We start from the raw sequence: 15,825 nt of genomic DNA, 5'->3' as shown, positions 1-15,825 counted from the left end.
AGGGCGGCTGAGCATCCACTGTGAAACCGCTCGCGAACGGGCCCGTTCGGAGTATCCGCACAGGTGGCTTCGTTATACCTGTACAGCGACGAGAGGACCACACAATGGCAGACCGCAGCCTGCGCGGCATCCGGATCGGCGCCCAGAGCCTACAGAGTGAAGAGGGCGTCGTGTTCCATGAACGCGCACAGCACACCTATACGTGCACATCGTGCGGACGTGACACCACCCTGACCTTCGCGGCGGATGCAGAGGTCCCCGCGGGGTGGGAATGCCGCACGTGCGGTGCCGAGGCGCTGCGCCGCATCGGCGACGGCGAGACGGCGACGGTGGATCACAGCGAGGACAAGATCCCGCGCACCCACTGGGACATGCTGCTCGAGCGCCGCAGCCTCTCTGAGCTCGAGGAGCTTCTCGAGGAGCGCCTCGCGTACGTGCGCGCCCGCCGTGGCGCCGGCGACGATGTCACCAAGGACTCAGACCGCATCAGCGCCTGACAGCCTGACGCGCACCCGGACTTCTCCCCAGACGCCGGTCCCCTATGAGCGGGCCGGCGTCTCGGCGTTCGGGCGACGGCTGCGCCGCCGGGCTGCCCACCCGCATCCGGCCAGCACGGCGATGCCTGCCCACGCGAGGATCCCGTTGATCCACGCACCGGCGAGCACCGCGGGCGTGAGCCCGGTGCGCAGTTCGACGTCGGTGAGCATCGCCCCGGGCTCGTCGGCCGGCAGCGCGTCGACGGTCGAGCCGTCGGGGGCGATCACCTGGCTCGTGCCGACCGTCGAGATGTTCACGACCGAGCGCCCCGTCTCGATCGCCCGCAGGCGCGCGATCGCGAGCTGCTGCAGGTTCTCGTCGGTGCCGCGGAAGTCGGCGTTGTTGGTCTGGAAGAAATACACCTGGGCGCCGTCCTGCGCGCCCTCCCAGACCAGCGCGTCGTAGATCACGTCGAAGCAGATCGCCAGGCCCGCGCGGAACCCGTCGAACGAGAAGACGGGCGAGTTCGTGCCCGGGGTGTAGTCGCGCCCGATCATGTCGATGAGGTCGGGGGCGATCGCGTGAAAGAAGTCGCGGTCGGGCACGTACTCCCCGAACGGCACGGGGTTGCGCTTGTCGTATGTCTGGGTCACGCCCTCGCCGTTCACCCACACGAACGACGTGTTGAAGAACCGGTCGCCGTCCGCGCGGATCCGGTTCGCCAGAAGCGGCGCATCCAGCTCGCGCGTGACGCGGTCGAGAGCGGATGCCGCGACCGCCGACTCCTCAGGGTCGACGTCGAGGCCACCTTCGGGCCACACCACGACGTCGACGTCGTCCGAGCCGAAGAGGGGTTCGGTCGCGTCGAACTGCGACACCAGCACCTCTCCGGCGCGGCGCTGGTCGAAGTAGCCCGCCGGGCCGTTGCCCTGCACGCTCGCCACGCGGATCGTGCCATCCGGTGTGGTCGGGAAGGCCGGCAGCGCGACGAGGGCGGCGAGGATCGCCACGACCAAGCCCAGCGGGACGACCCCCGCCCGCATGGCCCCGGTGCGCGCACGCCACGGCGTCGTGCGGACGATCTCGATGCCCGCGCCGGTGAGCCCCACGATGATGAACGACAGGCCGGACGTGCCGGTCCACGAGGCGACCTCGGCCAGCGCCGAGCCGACCTGGGTCGTGCCCACCCTCCCCCACGGGAACCCGCCGTAGGGGAATCCGCCGATCACCGCCTCGCGCGCGACCCACAGCGCCGCAACCACGGCCGGCAGCACGGTGAGCCGCGCCCAGCGGGCCGGAAGCGCGCGCGGCACCCAGCGGTAGGCGAGCGCGATGAGCAGCGCACCACCGGCCACGAACAGCGACTCCAGCACAGCCAGCGCCGCCCACGGCAGCGGACCGACCCACGCGGCCGTGAAGTCCACGTTCATCAGGTAGAACGCGAGCCCGAACACGAAGCCGACGAGAAGGGCGCCTCCCGCACGGCGGCCGATCAGCGAGACGAGCGCGAGCGCGACGGCGACGAACGCGGCCGGAGCCCACCCCACCGCAGGGAACGCGACGTCCAGCAGCAGCCCGCCCGCGATCCCGGCGAGGATGGCCGCCCACAACGGGAGGACGGGGCGGGACGAATCGGCGGGGGGCACGCAAACGAGCCTAGTTCGCCCGGACGGGGCATCCGTTCGTGAACGCCCCGCTCACACCGACGAGTAGGCGACGATCCCGCGACGCACCGCGTCGAGCGCCTTGCGTGCGGTGCCGGCGAGGGGCTGGTCGGCCACGATCGACAGCTGGTCGAGGAGGTCGATCGTCTGCTTGGCCCACCGCACGAAGTCGCCCGCCGCCAGGTCGGCCTCATCGAGCACGCGGTCAAGCGGCATGCCCCGCGCCCAGGAGTGCATCGCGAGCGCGAGACCTGCGGCGACGGGCTCCGACGCGGGCAGGCGGTGGTCCTGTTCGAGGTCGTCGAGGCGCTGCCAGAGGTCCTGCGTGCGGCTCAGCGCCTGGCGGAAGGGACCTCGGGGCAGTCCGTGCTCCCCCGGCCCCGACTCGTCGCGGCGCGGCTCGTAGACCAGGCAGCACGCCAGCGCGGCGAGGGACGGGGCATCCAGCTCGTTCCAGGTGCCCAGCCGCAGCGACTCGGCCACGAGCAGGTCGCGTTCACCGTAGATGCGGCGCATCGTGCGCCCGGCGGGGGTCAGGGTCGTGGTGCCGGCGTCGTCGACGCGCACGTAGTCGAGCGCTGCGAGCACCTCGACGATCCGGTCGAAGATGCGCGCGACGGTGCCCGTGCGGGTCGCGATCTGCTGGCGCAGGCGATCGATCTGGCGCTGCAGCTTCCAGTAGCGCTCGCCCCAGCGCGCGTGGTGCTCGCGATCGGGGCACTGGTGGCACGGATGCCGCTGCATGCGCCTGCGCAGCGACGAGAGCTCGCGCTGGCGCTTCTCGCGCGTGGCTCGCGAGGCCGTCGCATCCTTGCGGTTGAGCTTCTCGAGGTCGCTCAGGTCGCGACGGATGCCCGAGTACTCGGCGAAATCGCCCCGGTCGCACGTCATCGCCTTCGCGTAGCCGGCGAGCGTCTCTTCGTACTCGCGCACCTGGCGGGCAAGGCCCACGACGGCCCGGTCGGCCTGGAACTGTGCGAACGATGACTCCAGGATCTCGCGGGCGCGTCCCCGCCCGAACTGGTCGATGAGGTTGACGGCCATGTTGTACGTCGGCCGGAAGCTCGAATTGAGCGGGTAGGTGCGCCGCGACGCGAGGGCGGCCACCGCCTGCGGGTCGAGTCCTTCGGTCCACTGCACGACCGCGTGGCCTTCGACGTCGATGCCGCGCCGCCCCGCGCGGCCGGTGAGCTGCGTGTACTCCCCCGACGTGATCGCCACACGCGCCTCGCCGTTGAACTTCTCGAGTTTCTCGAGCACGACGGTGCGCGCGGGCATGTTGATGCCGAGGGCGAGCGTCTCGGTGGCGAACACGACCTTCACGAGCTTGCGCTGGAAGAGCTCCTCGACCACCTCTTTGAACGCCGGCAGGAGTCCGGCGTGGTGCGAGGCGACTCCGCGCTCGAGGTTGTCGAGCCACTGGTAGTACCCGAGCACGGCGAGGTCCTCGTCGAGGAGGGTCCGCGTGCGCTCCTCGACGATCGCGCGGATCTCGCGCCGTTCGTCGACCGTGGTGAGTCGCAGTCCCGATCGGCGCACCTGGGTGACCGCCGAATCGCAGCCGGCACGGCTGAAGATGAAGAAGATCGCCGGGAGCAGGTTCGCCCGCCCCAGCAGATCGACGACCTCGGGGCGGTCCAGGCGCTCGATGCGCCGCACGTTCGCCGAGCGCACGGGTCGTGTGCTGCCCTTGTGCGGGCGGCGGCGGGCGGCGTCGTACCCTGCGTTGCGTGCGCTGGCGGATGCCTGGGCCCGGCGGTTCCCCTCGTAGTTGGCGCCCTTCACCGAGCGGATGCGCATGAGCTCCTGGTTGACCTGCGCGGTCGCGACCCCGGCGCGATCGTCGAAGAGCGGCAGGAGGTCGCCCCGCACGAGCACGTGCTGCTCCAGCGGCACGGGCCGCGTCTCGGACACGATCACCTCGGTGTCGCCGCGCACCGTGTCGAGCCAGTCGCCGAACTCCTCGGCGTTGGACACGGTCGCCGACAGCGACACGAGCCGCACCGAGCGCGGAAGGTGGATGATGATCTCCTCCCACACCGCCCCACGGAAACGGTCGGCGAGGTAGTGCACCTCGTCCATCACGACGTGGCGCAGGCCCCGAAGGGCGGGCGAGTCCGCGTACAGCATGTTGCGCAGCACCTCGGTGGTCATCACCACGATGCGCGCGTTGCCGTTGATGTTGGTGTCGCCGGTGAGCAGCCCCACCTGGTCGGGGCCGTAGGCGTCCTGCAGTTCGCGGAACTTCTGGTTCGAGAGGGCCTTGATGGGGGTCGTGTAGAACGCCTTATCCGCTTCTTCGCGCATGGCGAGGTGGACGGCGAACTCGCCCACGATGGTCTTGCCGGCGCCCGTGGGCGCCGCCACGAGCACGCTCCGGCCCTCTTCGAGCGCTCGGCACGCCTCGATCTGGAACGGGTCCAGGGTGAACCGCTGCAACGCCGCGAACCCGGCCGTGATCGGGTGGCGTCTGTCCGACTCGGCCGACGCGCGCGCCTGCGCGTAGCGCTCAGCCGGATCGGGGTCGGTCACACGGCTCCCTCGGGCGGCAGGAACTGTGCCTCTCGCTTGGCCTTGCGTCGGTCGAAGATCATCGACAGGCCGGCGGCGGCGAAGAACAGCACGACGAGGATGCCGGCCAGCAGCAGCATGCTGACGATGTCGGCGGCGGGTGTGGCCAGCGCGGCGAAGACCGTCGCGATCAGGATCGCCACTCGCCAGCCCTTGAGGATGCCCCTGCCCGAGATGATGCCCGCGAGGTTCAGCGCCACGAGGAACACCGGCAGCACGAACGAGACCCCGACGATCACGAGCAGCTTGAAGACGAAGTCGTAGTAGAAGAGCGCGTCGTAGAACTGCGCGGCGCCCTTGGGAAGGAACTGCGCCATCAGCTCGACGATGTGCGGCATGATGAGCAGCCCCGCATAGCATCCGGCGAAGAACAGCGGAATCGCCGCGGCGACGAACCCGATCGTGTACCGGATCTCTTTGCGGGTGAGCCCCGGCATGACGAATGCCCAGATCTGCCAGATCCAGACGGGCGCCGAGATCAGGATGCCGATCGCGAACGAGATGCGCAGGCGCATGTCGAAGGGACCGGTGACCGTCGCGTACATGAACTCGATCCGGCCCGCATCTCCCCGGCTCTCCGCCACAAGCCGGATCGGCTCGGTGATCACGTGCAGGATCGGATCGGTGACGAAGAACGCCGCCACCATGCCCACGACCAGCGCGAGCGCGGCGATCACGAGGCGCTTGCGCAGTTCGACCAGGTGCTGGCCGAGCGACATGCGCTTTTCGCGCCGTGGGGCGTCCGTCTCATCCACGCGCGCGGGTCCCGCGGTCACCACCGCGGTGTCAGGGCTTGGACTCGGCGCTTCCGCCCGAGTCGGTGGTGCGCACGTCGTCGGTCGGAGCCTGAACGGATGCCGACGTGCTGCCGTTCGGTGCGGTTGTCGTCTCGGGAGCTGCGTTCTCGTCCTTCATCGCCTTCATCTCGCCCTTGAAGACGCGAGCGGACTGACCCATGCTCTTGGCGAGCGCCGGGAGCTTGGCCGCACCGAAGAGGAGAAGGATCACGGCGAGGATGACGAGCAAGTGCCACCCGGTGAGGCCTTGGGGCATGTGTGTGTCCTTTCGGGGGTCCGCTGACAGTGTAACGCGCGCACACCCCGACCGAGCGGTATGCGCCACCGCGAACGGGCTCGGCGGCGAGCGGCTCAGTGGTACTGGTCGAGGGCGGCCTGCGCCCACGAGCGCACGGCGCGCCGTGCGCCCTCGGGCGCCAGCACCTCGACGAGGCCCGCCCGGCGCGTGGCGAGGCGCTTCAGGCTCTGCTCGTCGGCGATGCGCATGGTCGCCACCGACTCGTCGCCGTCGGTCTGCACGCGGGCCCGGTCGAGATAGTCGCCGAGAAGAGGGGCGACCGGTGCCGGAAACCGCACCCGCGCGATGATGTCGCCCTTGCCCTCCTCGAACCAGTCGGGCACGCGCTCCTCGCCGTGGGTGATCGGCAGGTCGGTGAGCTCGAGGTCGCTGACGCGATCGAGGTGGAAGGTGCGCATGGCCTCGCGCAGGTGGCACCAGCCCTGCAGGTACCACTCGCCGCCGGCGATGTGCACCTTCACCGGGTCGACGGTGCGCGTCGTTGCCGCGGCATCCGGAGCCTTGTACGTGAACGAGACCGCCACGCCCTGCCGCACCGCCTTCGCGACCGCGTCGCGGACGGCGTCGACCGGCGCCGGCGCGAGAATCACCTCGGCGGGCGTCTCGGTGACCCCGCGCGCGAGCTTGCGCAGCAGCCCCGTGAACAGCTCGGTGTCGCCGACGCCCGGGATCGACCGCGCGAGCTGCAGGCCGGTGAGCAGGGCCGCAGCCTCACGCGCGGTGAGCCGAGGGGCGCGCTCAAGGCCGACCGTGTGCGTGATCACGATGAGCTCGCGCTCGTCGAGCAGATCCCAGTCGATGTCGAACAGGTCGTTCGGCATCGACCAGTAGCCGCCGTCGCCGGGAAGGCCGATCATCGGCAGCTTCTCGACCATGTCGCGCATCTGCCGCGGGGTCACGTCGAACTCTCGTGCCGCGTCGGCGATCGAGACCTCGCCCTTCGAGACGAGGTAGGGCACCAGCTGCAGCATGAGGGCGGTGCGATCGGTCGCGACGAGCGGCTGCGCGCGGCGGGTCATGCGGTTGCCCCGTCGGATGCCGCGTGCGCCGCGACGGCCGCCCCAAGGCGGGCGATCACCGCCGCGCGCAGGCTCTCGGGCTCCACCACGCGCACCTCGGGGCCGTACGACGCGAGCTCGTCGGCGAAGATGTGCTCGTCGACGTAGTTGACGTGGATTCCCTGCTCGGCCCGGCTCGCGCGGCGGCTGAGGCGCAGCGCCGCCTCGGTCCCGGGGTTGACCTCGAGCAGCGCCCGGTTGCGTGCGGCGACCTCGTTCAGTCCTGCCAGCGCGCGCTCACCCGCTCCGGCGCGCAGCTCGCGATCGAAGCGCTCCCGAGTCAGGGCGACGTCGCCGACGATGCGCGAAAGCAGGAACGTGCGCTCGGCGCCGGCATCGAGATCGTTGCAGAACACGTGCCAGCGTGACTCGAAGTCCACGAGCGCGAGCGGCTGCACCCGACGCAGGCGCGGGGCATCCTCCCCCGGCTTGAGGTACCGGAAGGTCGCCACGCGTGAGAGCTCGATCGCCTGCTGCAGGGGGGCGAACGAGCTCTCACGCACGCTGATGCGCGGGGTGTAGCCGATGATCGGCTCGTCGACGGCGATGCCGAGGGCGCGGATCTTGCGCAGGCCGCTGCGCGCGTCGGCCGACAGGGAGCTCTCGCCCCACACGCCGCCGGCGAGGTTCAGCAGCGCCAGCTCGGCCGGCGAGAACTCGATGTCGGCCGGCAGCTGGTACTCCGTCGAGGGCACGCGGTAGCGCGCGTCGCGCAGATCGTCGGGATCGGCGAAGTCGCCGATCGTCTCGATGGGGACCCCGAGACCGCGCAGGCTCTCTTTGTCGCGCTCGAACATCTTCTCGAGCGCGTCCTTGGACGCACCCGCCTCGGACTGCTCGCGATAGCCGGCGACCGAGGTCAGGATGGTGTCCTTCGTGAGGCCGACGTCGGTCGCCATCAAGGCGACGACGAGGTTCAGCATCCGCTCGTCGGGCGGGCTCTTCACCGCAGCTCTGGCAGACACCCCCTCATCTTAGGAGCCGACCCGGGGGCGGCGGGCGACGGCGCGCACGCGCCGCTCAGGAGGCAGGCCGAACGTCGATTCCGAGGATGTCTACGACGAACACGAGCGTCGATCCGGGCTCGACGCCGCTCGCGCCCCGATCGCCGTAGCCGAGGTCGGGCGGCACGACGACGAGGATCTGCGACCCGACCGTCTTGCCCTGCAGCGCCTGCGCGAGGCCGGGAACGAGCGCGTCGAACGTGGTCGACGCCGGCTCGCTGTCCCACGTCGTATGGAAGACCTCGCGGTCGGCCCAGGTGATGCCCGTGTAGTGCATGCGCACCAGCGAGTCGGCCGTGAGGGGCTCGCCGTCACCCTTCTTGATGGTCTGCACGACGAGATCCGACGGCGGCGCGCCGTCGGGGATGATCACGCCGGGGCGTCCGTCGGGAGCGCGCACCACGGTCGGCACGCCACGGTCGCTGTTGAACTGGTCGGCGCCGTCGGCCCTGGCGAGGTGCACCTTGCGCACGTCGACGACGACGATCGCCGAGTCGTTCCCGGCGACGCCGAGGCTGGGCGCCGCCTCGGGCGCGATGCCCCCCGGCGGGAGGGCCGCGACGATGCGCGAGCCCTCGGCGGCGCACTGCACGATGTCACCGATCTGCGGGAACGTCTGCTCCCACCGTGAGATCTGCACCGCGCGCGACAGGTCGCCGTCGTAGGGGGTCGACACGATCCGCTCACCGGTCGTCGCGCTGACGAGCGAGACGTCGAGCACGGCGACCTGCGCGCTCGTGGTGATCACGTTGCCGTCGCCGGCCACGACCTCCTCGACCTGCAGGTCGTCGGTGTGGAACGGCGTGTAGACCTTCACCTTCGGCGTCGCATCGGTGTCGCCGGTCACCGTGATGAGATCCATCACGGCCGGATCGGCCGCGGGACGCGGGCAGGCGGCCGAGCCGGAGGCGGAGCAGCCGGTCAGCGAGGCGGCGGCGAGGGCGATGACCGAGAGGACGACGACGGGGATCTTGCGCACCGGAACAGTCTAGGCACCTTCGCGGCGCGCTCTTCGCGCGGCTACGGCCGAGCAGGCTCCTGACCGGTCGATCCCGCGGCCGCCTGGCGCGCCCCCTCCGCGGCGCGCTGCGCCTCGCGCACGCGCTTGCGCAGGTTCTTGTCGGTGATCTGCCGGTCTCCGACCGCACCCGGCGTCCACAGTTCGACGTCCTCGTCGCCGTAGCTCGACTTGGACGCGCGGCGCTTGACCTCGGGCGCCACCGCACCCGGGGCGAGCCGGCGAGCCCACAGCAGGAAGCCCGTGTGCGCGACCATGCGGTGGTCGGGGCGAACCGCCAGCCCTTCGACGTGCCACCCGCGCACCATCGTCTCGCTCGCCTCGGGGTCGGTGAACAGGCCGGTGCCGCGGATGTACTCGGCGACCCGGCTGAGCTGCGTGGCGGTGGCGATGTAGCACAGCACGACGCCGCCCGGCGTGAGCGCGTCGGCGACCACGTCGATGCACTCCCACGGCGCGAGCATGTCGAGAATGACGCGGTCGACGGATGACGCGGCCACGGTGTCGGGAAGCGCCTCGACGAGATCGCCCACGACGACGTCCCAGTTGCCGGGCCGCCCCCCGAGGAAGGTCTCGACATTGGCCTGCGCGACGTCGGCGAAGTCGCTGCGACGCTCGAACGAGATGAGCCGCCCCGACGACCCGGTCGCGCGCAGCAGCCACAGCGACAGCGCACCCGAGCCGACACCCGCCTCGACGACGGTGGCGCCCGGGAAGACGTCCGCCTCGGCGAGGATCTGCGCGGCGTCCTTCGGGTAGACGATGGCCGCGCCGCGAGGCATCGACATCACGAAGTCGCGCAGCAGCGGGCGCAGCGCCAGATACTCATGACCGCCGCTGTTGGGCACGACCGAGCCGTCCGGAAGGCCGATCAGCTGCTCGTGACGCAGCACGCCGTGATGGGTGTGCAGCTCGCCGCCGGTGCGCAGCGTGACGGTGTGCAGGCGCCCCTTGGGGCCGGTGAGCTGCACACGATCGCCGATGCGGAACGGGCCGCTCGGACGCAGCGCGTCACCCGCCGAAGCGGCGGCGGGGGCGGCATCCGTCTCGATGCCGGCGTCGGTCACGGGCTGGTCGGTCATGCGGTTGCTCCCTTGAAGTGCGCGCCGTGCAGCACGGCGATGTCGTCCGCGGTGCGGCCGGCGAGCGTCGGCCACAGCGCGTGCGCGCCGGTGCCTTCGAGGCTGATGAAGTTCGGGATGCCGAGCACAGTCGAGCCGGCCGCGACCGCCGAGCGGGCGCCGTTGGGCGAGTCCTCGATCGCGACGGTGTCGGCGGGCTGAACGCCCAGCGCCTCGCAGGCCTGCAGATACGGATCCGGGAACGGCTTCGGTCGCGTCGCGTCGTCGCCCGCGATGATCAGGTCGAACGCGTCGAACTCGATGAGGTCGACGACCGACCGCGCCATCCGCCGCATCGACATCGTCACCAGCGCCGTCTTCACGCCCGCCGCGCGCAGACTCGCGAGCAGCTCCTGCGCACCCGGCCGGAACGGGACGCCCTTCGCGGCGAGCTGCTCCATGACGTCGTTGGTGAGCCGGTCGACGATCTCGTCGATGGCAAGACGCACGCCTTCGTCCTGGAAGATGCGCGCCGTGTCCTCGAGGCCGAGGCCGACCAGTCGCAGGGCCTGCTCGTGCGACCACGAGCCGCCGAAGCTTTCGATCAGGGGCGTCTCGGCGGCCATCCAGAAGGGCTCGGTGTCGACGAGGGTGCCGTCCATGTCCCACAGGACGGCGGCGGGAAGACGGGGGCTCATCGATCAATCGTACCGAGCGCCGTGTGCGAGCCGGTCGGGCGTCGCGGGCGCGGATGCCGTTGGCGGAGCCTATCCTGGAACAACCGGCGGCGACGCGCCGCGGTGGAGGAGGTCGCGTGGACGGACTGGGACGCCGAGTGCTCGTCGCCGCGTTCGACGGCTGGAACGACGCCGGCGAGGCAGCATCGTCCGCGGTCGCGCAGCTGCGTACATCCGGTTCGTACGAGCCGGTGTACTCGGTCGACCCCGAGCTGTACTTCGACTACCAGTACACCCGGCCGCAGATCGAGGCCGACGGCGAGGGGCGGCGCTGGCTGCGCTGGCCCGAGACCACGATCCTCCGTCCGAGGAAGGCGGGCCGTGGCACCGAGCTGTGGCTGCTCACCGGAGTCGAGCCGGCACGCGCGTGGCAGTCGTTCGCGAGCGAGCTCATCGACATCGCGCTGCGCGAAGACGTCACCGGCTTCGTGAGTCTCGGGTCGATGATGTCGGATGTCCCCCACACGAGACCGATCTCGGTCTTCGCCGGCAGCGAGAACGAGGCGGTGCGCCAGGCGCTGAGCCTCGAGCGCAGCACCTACGAGGGTCCGGTCGGCATCCTGAGCGTGCTGGGCGATGCGGCCGATCGGGTCGGCATCGCCTCGGCGAGCCTGTGGGCGAGCGTGCCGCACTACGTCGCCGGCCACACCCCCTCGCCCAAGGCATCGCTCGCGCTGCTGGACCGGCTCGAGGAGCTCACCGGCGCGTCCGTCAATCGCGGAGACCTCGCGACCGAGGCGATCGCGTGGGAGGCCTCCATCGACGCGGCCGCGGCCGACGACGACGAGATGACCGAGTACATCCGCCAGTTGGAGCACACCCGCGACACGTGGGACTCCCCCGAGGCCTCCGGCGACGCGATCGCACAGGAGTTCGAGCGCTACCTGCGTCACGGCGGCGACGGCCCGACCAAGCCCGGCCGCGACGACCCGCCGCGCCGCTGACCGCACGCCTCGGCGGGCGGGCATCCGTCACCGGATCAGGGTGACCTCACGAGCGCGTGCGAACGCGCGTGCCGCCGGCCCACCCCGGTGAGACCACGGGATCTCGAGACAGCGCGGGGCCGAAGACGGGGGCGGATGCCGCGTCAGTAGGACTCGAGAACGCCCATGCTCAGCAGCACGAGCAGGGCCGTGCCGAGCGCCACACGGTAGACGACGAACGGCAGGAAGCTGTGCTTGGAGATCCAGCTCATGAAGAACGCGATCACGCCGAGCGCCACGACGAACGCGACGCCGGTGGCGACCGCGGTCTCGGCGAGGGTGAACACCCCCGGCTCGTCCCAGTTCTTGAACAGCTGGTAGAAGCCGCTGCCCAGCACCGCCGGGATCGCGAGGAGGAACGCGTACCGCGCCGCGGCTGAGCGCTCATAGCCCATCAGCAGACCCGCGGTGATCGTGCCGCCAGAGCGCGAGACTCCCGGGATCAGCGCGAGGGACTGCGCGAGGCCGTAGACGACGCCGTGACCGAGGGTCAGGTCTTCGAGCTTGCGGCGCTTGGCCCCGATGTGGTCGGCGATTCCGAGCAGCACGCCGAAGAAGATCAGCATGCCGGCGACCAGGTACAGCGAGCGGAACGTCGTCTCGATCTGGTCCTGGAACAGCAGCCCCAGCACGACGATCGGGATGCTGCCGACGATGATCAGCCAGCCCATGCGCGCGTCGGGGTCGTTGCGCGGGATGCGGCCGAAGAGCGCCTTGAACCAGTGGCCGATGATGCGGACGATGTCGCGCCAGAAGAACAGCACCACGGCAGCCTCGGTGCCGATCTGCGTGATCGCGGTGAACGCGGCGCCCGGATCCTGTGCGCCGGGCAGGAACTCGCCCAGGATGCGCAGGTGGGCGCTCGAAGACACCGGCAGGAACTCGGTCAGACCCTGGACGATCCCGAGGATGATCGCCTCGAACAGATGCAGCATGCACGCCTCTCGGTGCGGGATGCCGCGGGAGCGGCATCCGTCGTGTTGTCTTTCGCGCCCAGGTCAGTACGCGCGCAGAAGGTCGGTCAGCACAGTCTGGCCGAACACGAGCGCGTCGATCGGCACTCGCTCGTCGACGCCGTGGAACATGCCCGTGAAATCGAGTCCCTCGGGAAGCCGCAGGGGCGCGAAGCCGAAGCCGGCGATGCCCAGCTGCGAGAGCGCCTTGTTGTCGGTGCCGCCGCCCATGAGGTACGGGATGACCGGGACGCCGGGGTCGTGCCGGCCGAGCGCGGCGACCATCGACTCGACCAGGGCGCCCTCGAACGGCACCTCGAGCCCGACGTCCTTGACGACGACCTCGATCTCGATGTCGTCGCCGACGATGCGCCGGATGTCGGCCATCGCGGCCTCCTCGGTGCCGGGCAGCACCCGCACGTCGATGAGCGCCTCGGCGCGATCGGGGATGACGTTGTGCTTGTAGCCGGCGCTGAGGCCGGTCGGGTTGGTGGTGGTCCGCAGGGTCGAGCGGATGAATCCGGATGCCGCGCCCGTGGCGGCTGCGACCGCGTCGGGGTCGTCGGCGGCGACGCCGGTCAGAGCCGACAGGCCCGCCAGAAGCTGTCTTGTCGTGTCGGTGAGCCGGATCGGCCACTCGGTGCGCCCGAGGGCCGCCACGGCCTCAGCGAGGCGCGTGACGGCGTTCTGACGGTGGTACGAGCTGCCGTGGGCGGCGCGGCCGCGCGCGATGAGCTTGATCCAGATGAGAGCCTTCTCGCCGGTCTGCAGCAGGTACGCGCGGCGCCCGCCGACGCTGATCGAATAGCCGCCGACCTCGCTGATCGCCTCGGTCGCCCCCTCGAACCACTCCGGGCGGTCCTTCACCACGAGGGTCGAGCCCTCGACGCCGCCGTTCTCCTCGTCGGCGAAGAACGTCAGGATGAGGTCGCGCTCGGGCTGCTGTCCCGCACGCAGGATGCCGCCGACCGCCGTGAGGATCATGGCGTCCATGTCCTTCATGTCGACCGCGCCACGGCCCCACAGCATGCCGTCGCGGACGACGCCTTCGAACGGGTCGACGCTCCAGTCCTCGGCGATCGCGGGAACGACGTCGAGGTGGCCGTGCACCACCAGGGCGGGCTTGGTCCGGTCGCGGCCGGGGACTCGGGCCGACACGTTGGTGCGGCGCTCGATCGGCTCGTAGTACTGCGGGCTCAGCCCGAGCGACTCGAGATACGCGCCGACGTACTCGGCGGCCTCGCGCTCGCCCTTCGAGCGGCCGCCTCCGTAGTTGGTGGTGTCGAAGCGGATCAGATCGCGCGCGACGGCGGCGACCTCGGGCAGCGATGCGTCAGCGGTCATGCGATGCGGGTCCACCTCTCGTTCGCGGACTCCGCGAAGGAGCCCGGGGACGAAGAAGGCCCCGTCACCGGGGCCTTCTTCGTGTCACGCCTTGCGGCGCGCACTGTGCGCGAGGGGGGACTTGAACCCCCACGCCCTATACGGGCACTAGCACCTCAAGCTAGCGCGTCTACCTATTCCGCCACCCGCGCAGGTGGAGCTTTTCGGTTTCGCAACCGAGGAATGACACTATCACGATCCTGAACTCGAACCGAATCGACGGTGCATCCCGGGCGGTTCCCGCTCAGCCCATCGTGACGCCGAACACCAGGCCCAGCACGTACGTGATCGCGGCGGCGCCGTAGCCGATCGCCAGCTGCCGCAGCGCCCGGCGCAGCGGCGGGGCGCCGGACAGCAGACCCACAGTCGCGCCGGTGAGCAGGAGCGAGATCCCGACGAGAACGAGCGCCGCCACAACGGCCGCCAGCCCAGACAGGCCGACCATCCACGGCAGCACCGGGATGATCGCGCCGGAGGCGAAGAACAGAAAGCTCGACACCGCCGCACCCCACGCCTGGCCCACCACCTCGTGGTCCTCGGTCGTGCGGATGGGACCGGTGAGGGCGGGGAGGTCGTCGAGCCCGTGCGCGGCCTCGATCATGCGGCGGGCGCGGGCTGCGGCATCCGTCCCGCTCATCCCACGCGTGCGGTAGACCAGGGCGAGCTCGTTCGCATCCAGATCGAGGTGCAAGAGCGCGTCGCCGCCGTGGTCGTTCGGGTCGGTGGCGGCGAGCAGTTCACGCTGCGAGCGCACCGACACGAACTCGCCCGCACCCATCGACAGCGCACCCGCGAGCAGGCCCGCGAGGCCGCTGAACAGCACGAAGTGCGGGGCGACGCCGGTCGCCCCGATACCCAGCACGAGTGCGAGGTTGGACACGAGCCCGTCGTTGGCGCCGAACACGGCCGCGCGGAAGCTGCCCGACAGGCGCCGGCGTCCGCGAGCGGCAAGCCCGCGGACGACCTCGGAATGGATCTTCTCATCGGCGGCCATCGCGGGCGTCGCGTACGGCTCGTCGTCGTAGGGCGAGCGGGTCTCGGCCTGCTGGGCGAGCGCGAGCACGAAGAGCCAGCCGAAGTGCTTCGCCATCCACCCGAGGGTCGTCGTGCCCACGCCCGGGCGTGGCAGCCGCACGGGCTCGCCGCCGAGGAGCGCGAGCCAGTGCGCGGCGTGGCGGTCTTCGGCCTCGGCGAGCGCGGTGAGGATCTCGCGCTCCTCGCCCTCGCGGCGCTTGGCGAGCTCGCGGTACAGGCGCGCCTCGGCGCGCTCGTCCACGAGCAAGCGCGCCCAGCGGCGTCGGTCGCGAGCGGTGGGCGTGGGGGCGGCGGCGGGGACGGACGCGGCGAGCGCGGTCACGAGACCTCCTGATGAAGGGGTGCTGGGGATGCCACAACCGTAGTCGCGGGGCGGCTCGAAATCCGCGGAATCCCGCGGATTGACAGCATTTCGGGGCTCCGAACCGCCGCTCGGCGCGGGTTCCTCGTCCGTCACCGCGAGCGCGGCGCGCAGACCCTGCTCGCCCTGCCTCATGACCGACGCGTGCGCGCGTTCGAACACCGGGCGCAGTGCGAAGGCGGTCGCGTTCATCCAGCGCCGCTCGGTCGAGACCTCCCAGCCGATCGTGACGATCGTGCCGCCGGGCACGGCCACGAGCCGGATGCGGCCGCGCCCCCGCAGGTCGCCCGTGCTGGCGGCGGCGATCTCGCGCGGCGGGTCGAGCTCGGTGATCCGCAGCCGCACGCGCAGGCGGTAGCCGAGGGGGCTGCGCACCGACAGCGTGACCCACTCCCCCGGGGCCACGCGCGCGGGCGGGCCGGTCA

14 protein-coding genes and 1 tRNA gene are annotated in these 15,825 nt (G+C 70.9%); 2 read left to right on the top strand and 13 right to left on the bottom strand.

Features of this window, described 5'->3' with window-relative positions:
* The first annotated feature begins 104 nt into the window (after window positions 1-104).
* Complete coding sequence (locus tag AB1K54_RS06425) at window positions 105-497, top strand: RNA polymerase-binding protein RbpA (RefSeq protein WP_371201905.1); 393 nt, start codon at window positions 105-107, stop codon at window positions 495-497.
* Window positions 498-539: 42 nt separating this feature from the next.
* Here the strand turns inward: AB1K54_RS06425 and lnt are convergent, their stop codons facing one another.
* The 9 genes from lnt to AB1K54_RS06380 all read right to left on the bottom strand — a co-directional run bounded on the left by lnt (window position 540) and on the right by AB1K54_RS06380 (window position 10,646).
* Window positions 540-2,123, bottom strand: a complete 1,584-nt coding sequence (gene lnt / locus AB1K54_RS06420; RefSeq protein WP_371201904.1) for an apolipoprotein N-acyltransferase — start codon at window positions 2,121-2,123, stop codon at window positions 540-542.
* A gap of 51 nt (window positions 2,124-2,174) precedes the next feature.
* Window positions 2,175-4,673 carry a DEAD/DEAH box helicase gene (locus AB1K54_RS06415; protein ID WP_371201903.1) on the bottom strand — a complete coding sequence of 833 codons (2,499 nt, stop codon included), beginning with the start codon at window positions 4,671-4,673 and terminating at the stop codon, window positions 2,175-2,177.
* Window positions 4,670-5,431: a twin-arginine translocase subunit TatC gene (gene tatC, locus AB1K54_RS06410; RefSeq protein ID WP_371202013.1), complete on the bottom strand. Its 762-nt coding sequence runs from the start codon at window positions 5,429-5,431 to the stop codon at window positions 4,670-4,672. The genes AB1K54_RS06415 and tatC overlap by 4 nt, the downstream gene beginning before the upstream one ends.
* A gap of 67 nt (window positions 5,432-5,498) precedes the next feature.
* Window positions 5,499-5,765 (bottom strand): Sec-independent protein translocase subunit TatA, encoded by a 267-nt coding sequence (tatA, locus tag AB1K54_RS06405; RefSeq protein ID WP_371201902.1) that lies wholly within the window; start codon window positions 5,763-5,765, stop codon window positions 5,499-5,501.
* A 95-nt stretch (window positions 5,766-5,860) separates the two neighbouring features.
* On the bottom strand, window positions 5,861-6,826 hold the full coding sequence (locus AB1K54_RS06400; RefSeq protein ID WP_371201901.1) for a helix-turn-helix transcriptional regulator: 966 nt from the start codon (window positions 6,824-6,826) through the stop codon (window positions 5,861-5,863).
* Complete coding sequence (locus AB1K54_RS06395; protein ID WP_371202012.1) at window positions 6,823-7,788, bottom strand: helix-turn-helix transcriptional regulator; 966 nt, start codon at window positions 7,786-7,788, stop codon at window positions 6,823-6,825. Before AB1K54_RS06395 ends, AB1K54_RS06400 begins: the two co-directional genes overlap by 4 nt.
* Before the next feature lie 97 nt (window positions 7,789-7,885).
* The gene (locus tag AB1K54_RS06390; RefSeq protein ID WP_371201900.1) at window positions 7,886-8,848 is read right to left on the bottom strand and encodes an FKBP-type peptidyl-prolyl cis-trans isomerase; all 963 of its coding nucleotides are present in this window, start codon (window positions 8,846-8,848) and stop codon (window positions 7,886-7,888) included.
* 41 nt (window positions 8,849-8,889) lie between these two features.
* Entirely contained in the window at window positions 8,890-9,969 is a 1,080-nt protein-coding gene (locus AB1K54_RS06385) for a tRNA (adenine-N1)-methyltransferase (RefSeq protein ID WP_371201899.1), read from the bottom strand.
* A complete protein-coding gene (locus tag AB1K54_RS06380) occupies window positions 9,966-10,646 on the bottom strand; it encodes an HAD family hydrolase (protein ID WP_371201898.1) in 681 nt (226 codons plus the stop codon). The genes AB1K54_RS06385 and AB1K54_RS06380 overlap by 4 nt, the downstream gene beginning before the upstream one ends.
* Before the next feature lie 116 nt (window positions 10,647-10,762).
* On the opposite strand from AB1K54_RS06380, the gene AB1K54_RS06375 reads away from it, so the two are divergent.
* Window positions 10,763-11,629 carry a PAC2 family protein gene (locus AB1K54_RS06375; protein ID WP_371201897.1) on the top strand — a complete coding sequence of 289 codons (867 nt, stop codon included), beginning with the start codon at window positions 10,763-10,765 and terminating at the stop codon, window positions 11,627-11,629.
* A gap of 143 nt (window positions 11,630-11,772) precedes the next feature.
* On the opposite strand, the gene AB1K54_RS06370 is transcribed toward AB1K54_RS06375, so the two are convergent.
* The 4 genes from AB1K54_RS06370 to AB1K54_RS06355 all read right to left on the bottom strand — a co-directional run bounded on the left by AB1K54_RS06370 (window position 11,773) and on the right by AB1K54_RS06355 (window position 15,361).
* A complete protein-coding gene (locus tag AB1K54_RS06370) occupies window positions 11,773-12,600 on the bottom strand; it encodes an undecaprenyl-diphosphate phosphatase (protein ID WP_371202011.1) in 828 nt (275 codons plus the stop codon).
* Between the two features lie 66 nt (window positions 12,601-12,666).
* On the bottom strand, window positions 12,667-13,965 hold the full coding sequence (locus AB1K54_RS06365) for a M20/M25/M40 family metallo-hydrolase (protein ID WP_371201896.1): 1,299 nt from the start codon (window positions 13,963-13,965) through the stop codon (window positions 12,667-12,669).
* Between the two features lie 106 nt (window positions 13,966-14,071).
* A tRNA-Leu gene (locus AB1K54_RS06360) sits at window positions 14,072-14,156 on the bottom strand.
* A gap of 92 nt (window positions 14,157-14,248) precedes the next feature.
* Entirely contained in the window at window positions 14,249-15,361 is a 1,113-nt protein-coding gene (locus tag AB1K54_RS06355) for a VIT1/CCC1 family protein (protein ID WP_371202010.1), read from the bottom strand.
* Window positions 15,362-15,825 lie beyond the last annotated feature (464 nt).

It is taken from the genome of Microbacterium sp. BWT-B31, assembly GCF_041379855.1.
Classification (GTDB): Bacteria; Actinomycetota; Actinomycetes; order Actinomycetales; family Microbacteriaceae; genus Microbacterium.
This window is presented reverse-complemented; position numbering and strand designations above follow the sequence as displayed.

Excerpts from the sequence above, each read along its gene's own strand:
- AB1K54_RS06400 (WP_371201901.1), bottom strand. The coding sequence starts at position 6,826 with ATGACCCGCCGCGCGCAGCCGCTCGTCGCGACCGATCGCACCGCCCTC.
- AB1K54_RS06385 (WP_371201899.1), bottom strand. The coding sequence starts at position 9,969 with ATGACCGACCAGCCCGTGACCGACGCCGGCATCGAGACGGATGCCGCC.
- tatA (WP_371201902.1), bottom strand. The coding sequence starts at position 5,765 with ATGCCCCAAGGCCTCACCGGGTGGCACTTGCTCGTCATCCTCGCCGTG.
- AB1K54_RS06380 (WP_371201898.1), bottom strand. The coding sequence starts at position 10,646 with ATGAGCCCCCGTCTTCCCGCCGCCGTCCTGTGGGACATGGACGGCACC.
- AB1K54_RS06425 (WP_371201905.1), top strand. The coding sequence starts at position 105 with ATGGCAGACCGCAGCCTGCGCGGCATCCGGATCGGCGCCCAGAGCCTA.
- AB1K54_RS06395 (WP_371202012.1), bottom strand. The coding sequence starts at position 7,788 with ATGCTGAACCTCGTCGTCGCCTTGATGGCGACCGACGTCGGCCTCACG.
- AB1K54_RS06365 (WP_371201896.1), bottom strand. The coding sequence starts at position 13,965 with ATGACCGCTGACGCATCGCTGCCCGAGGTCGCCGCCGTCGCGCGCGAT.
- tatC (WP_371202013.1), bottom strand. The coding sequence starts at position 5,431 with ATGTCGCTCGGCCAGCACCTGGTCGAACTGCGCAAGCGCCTCGTGATC.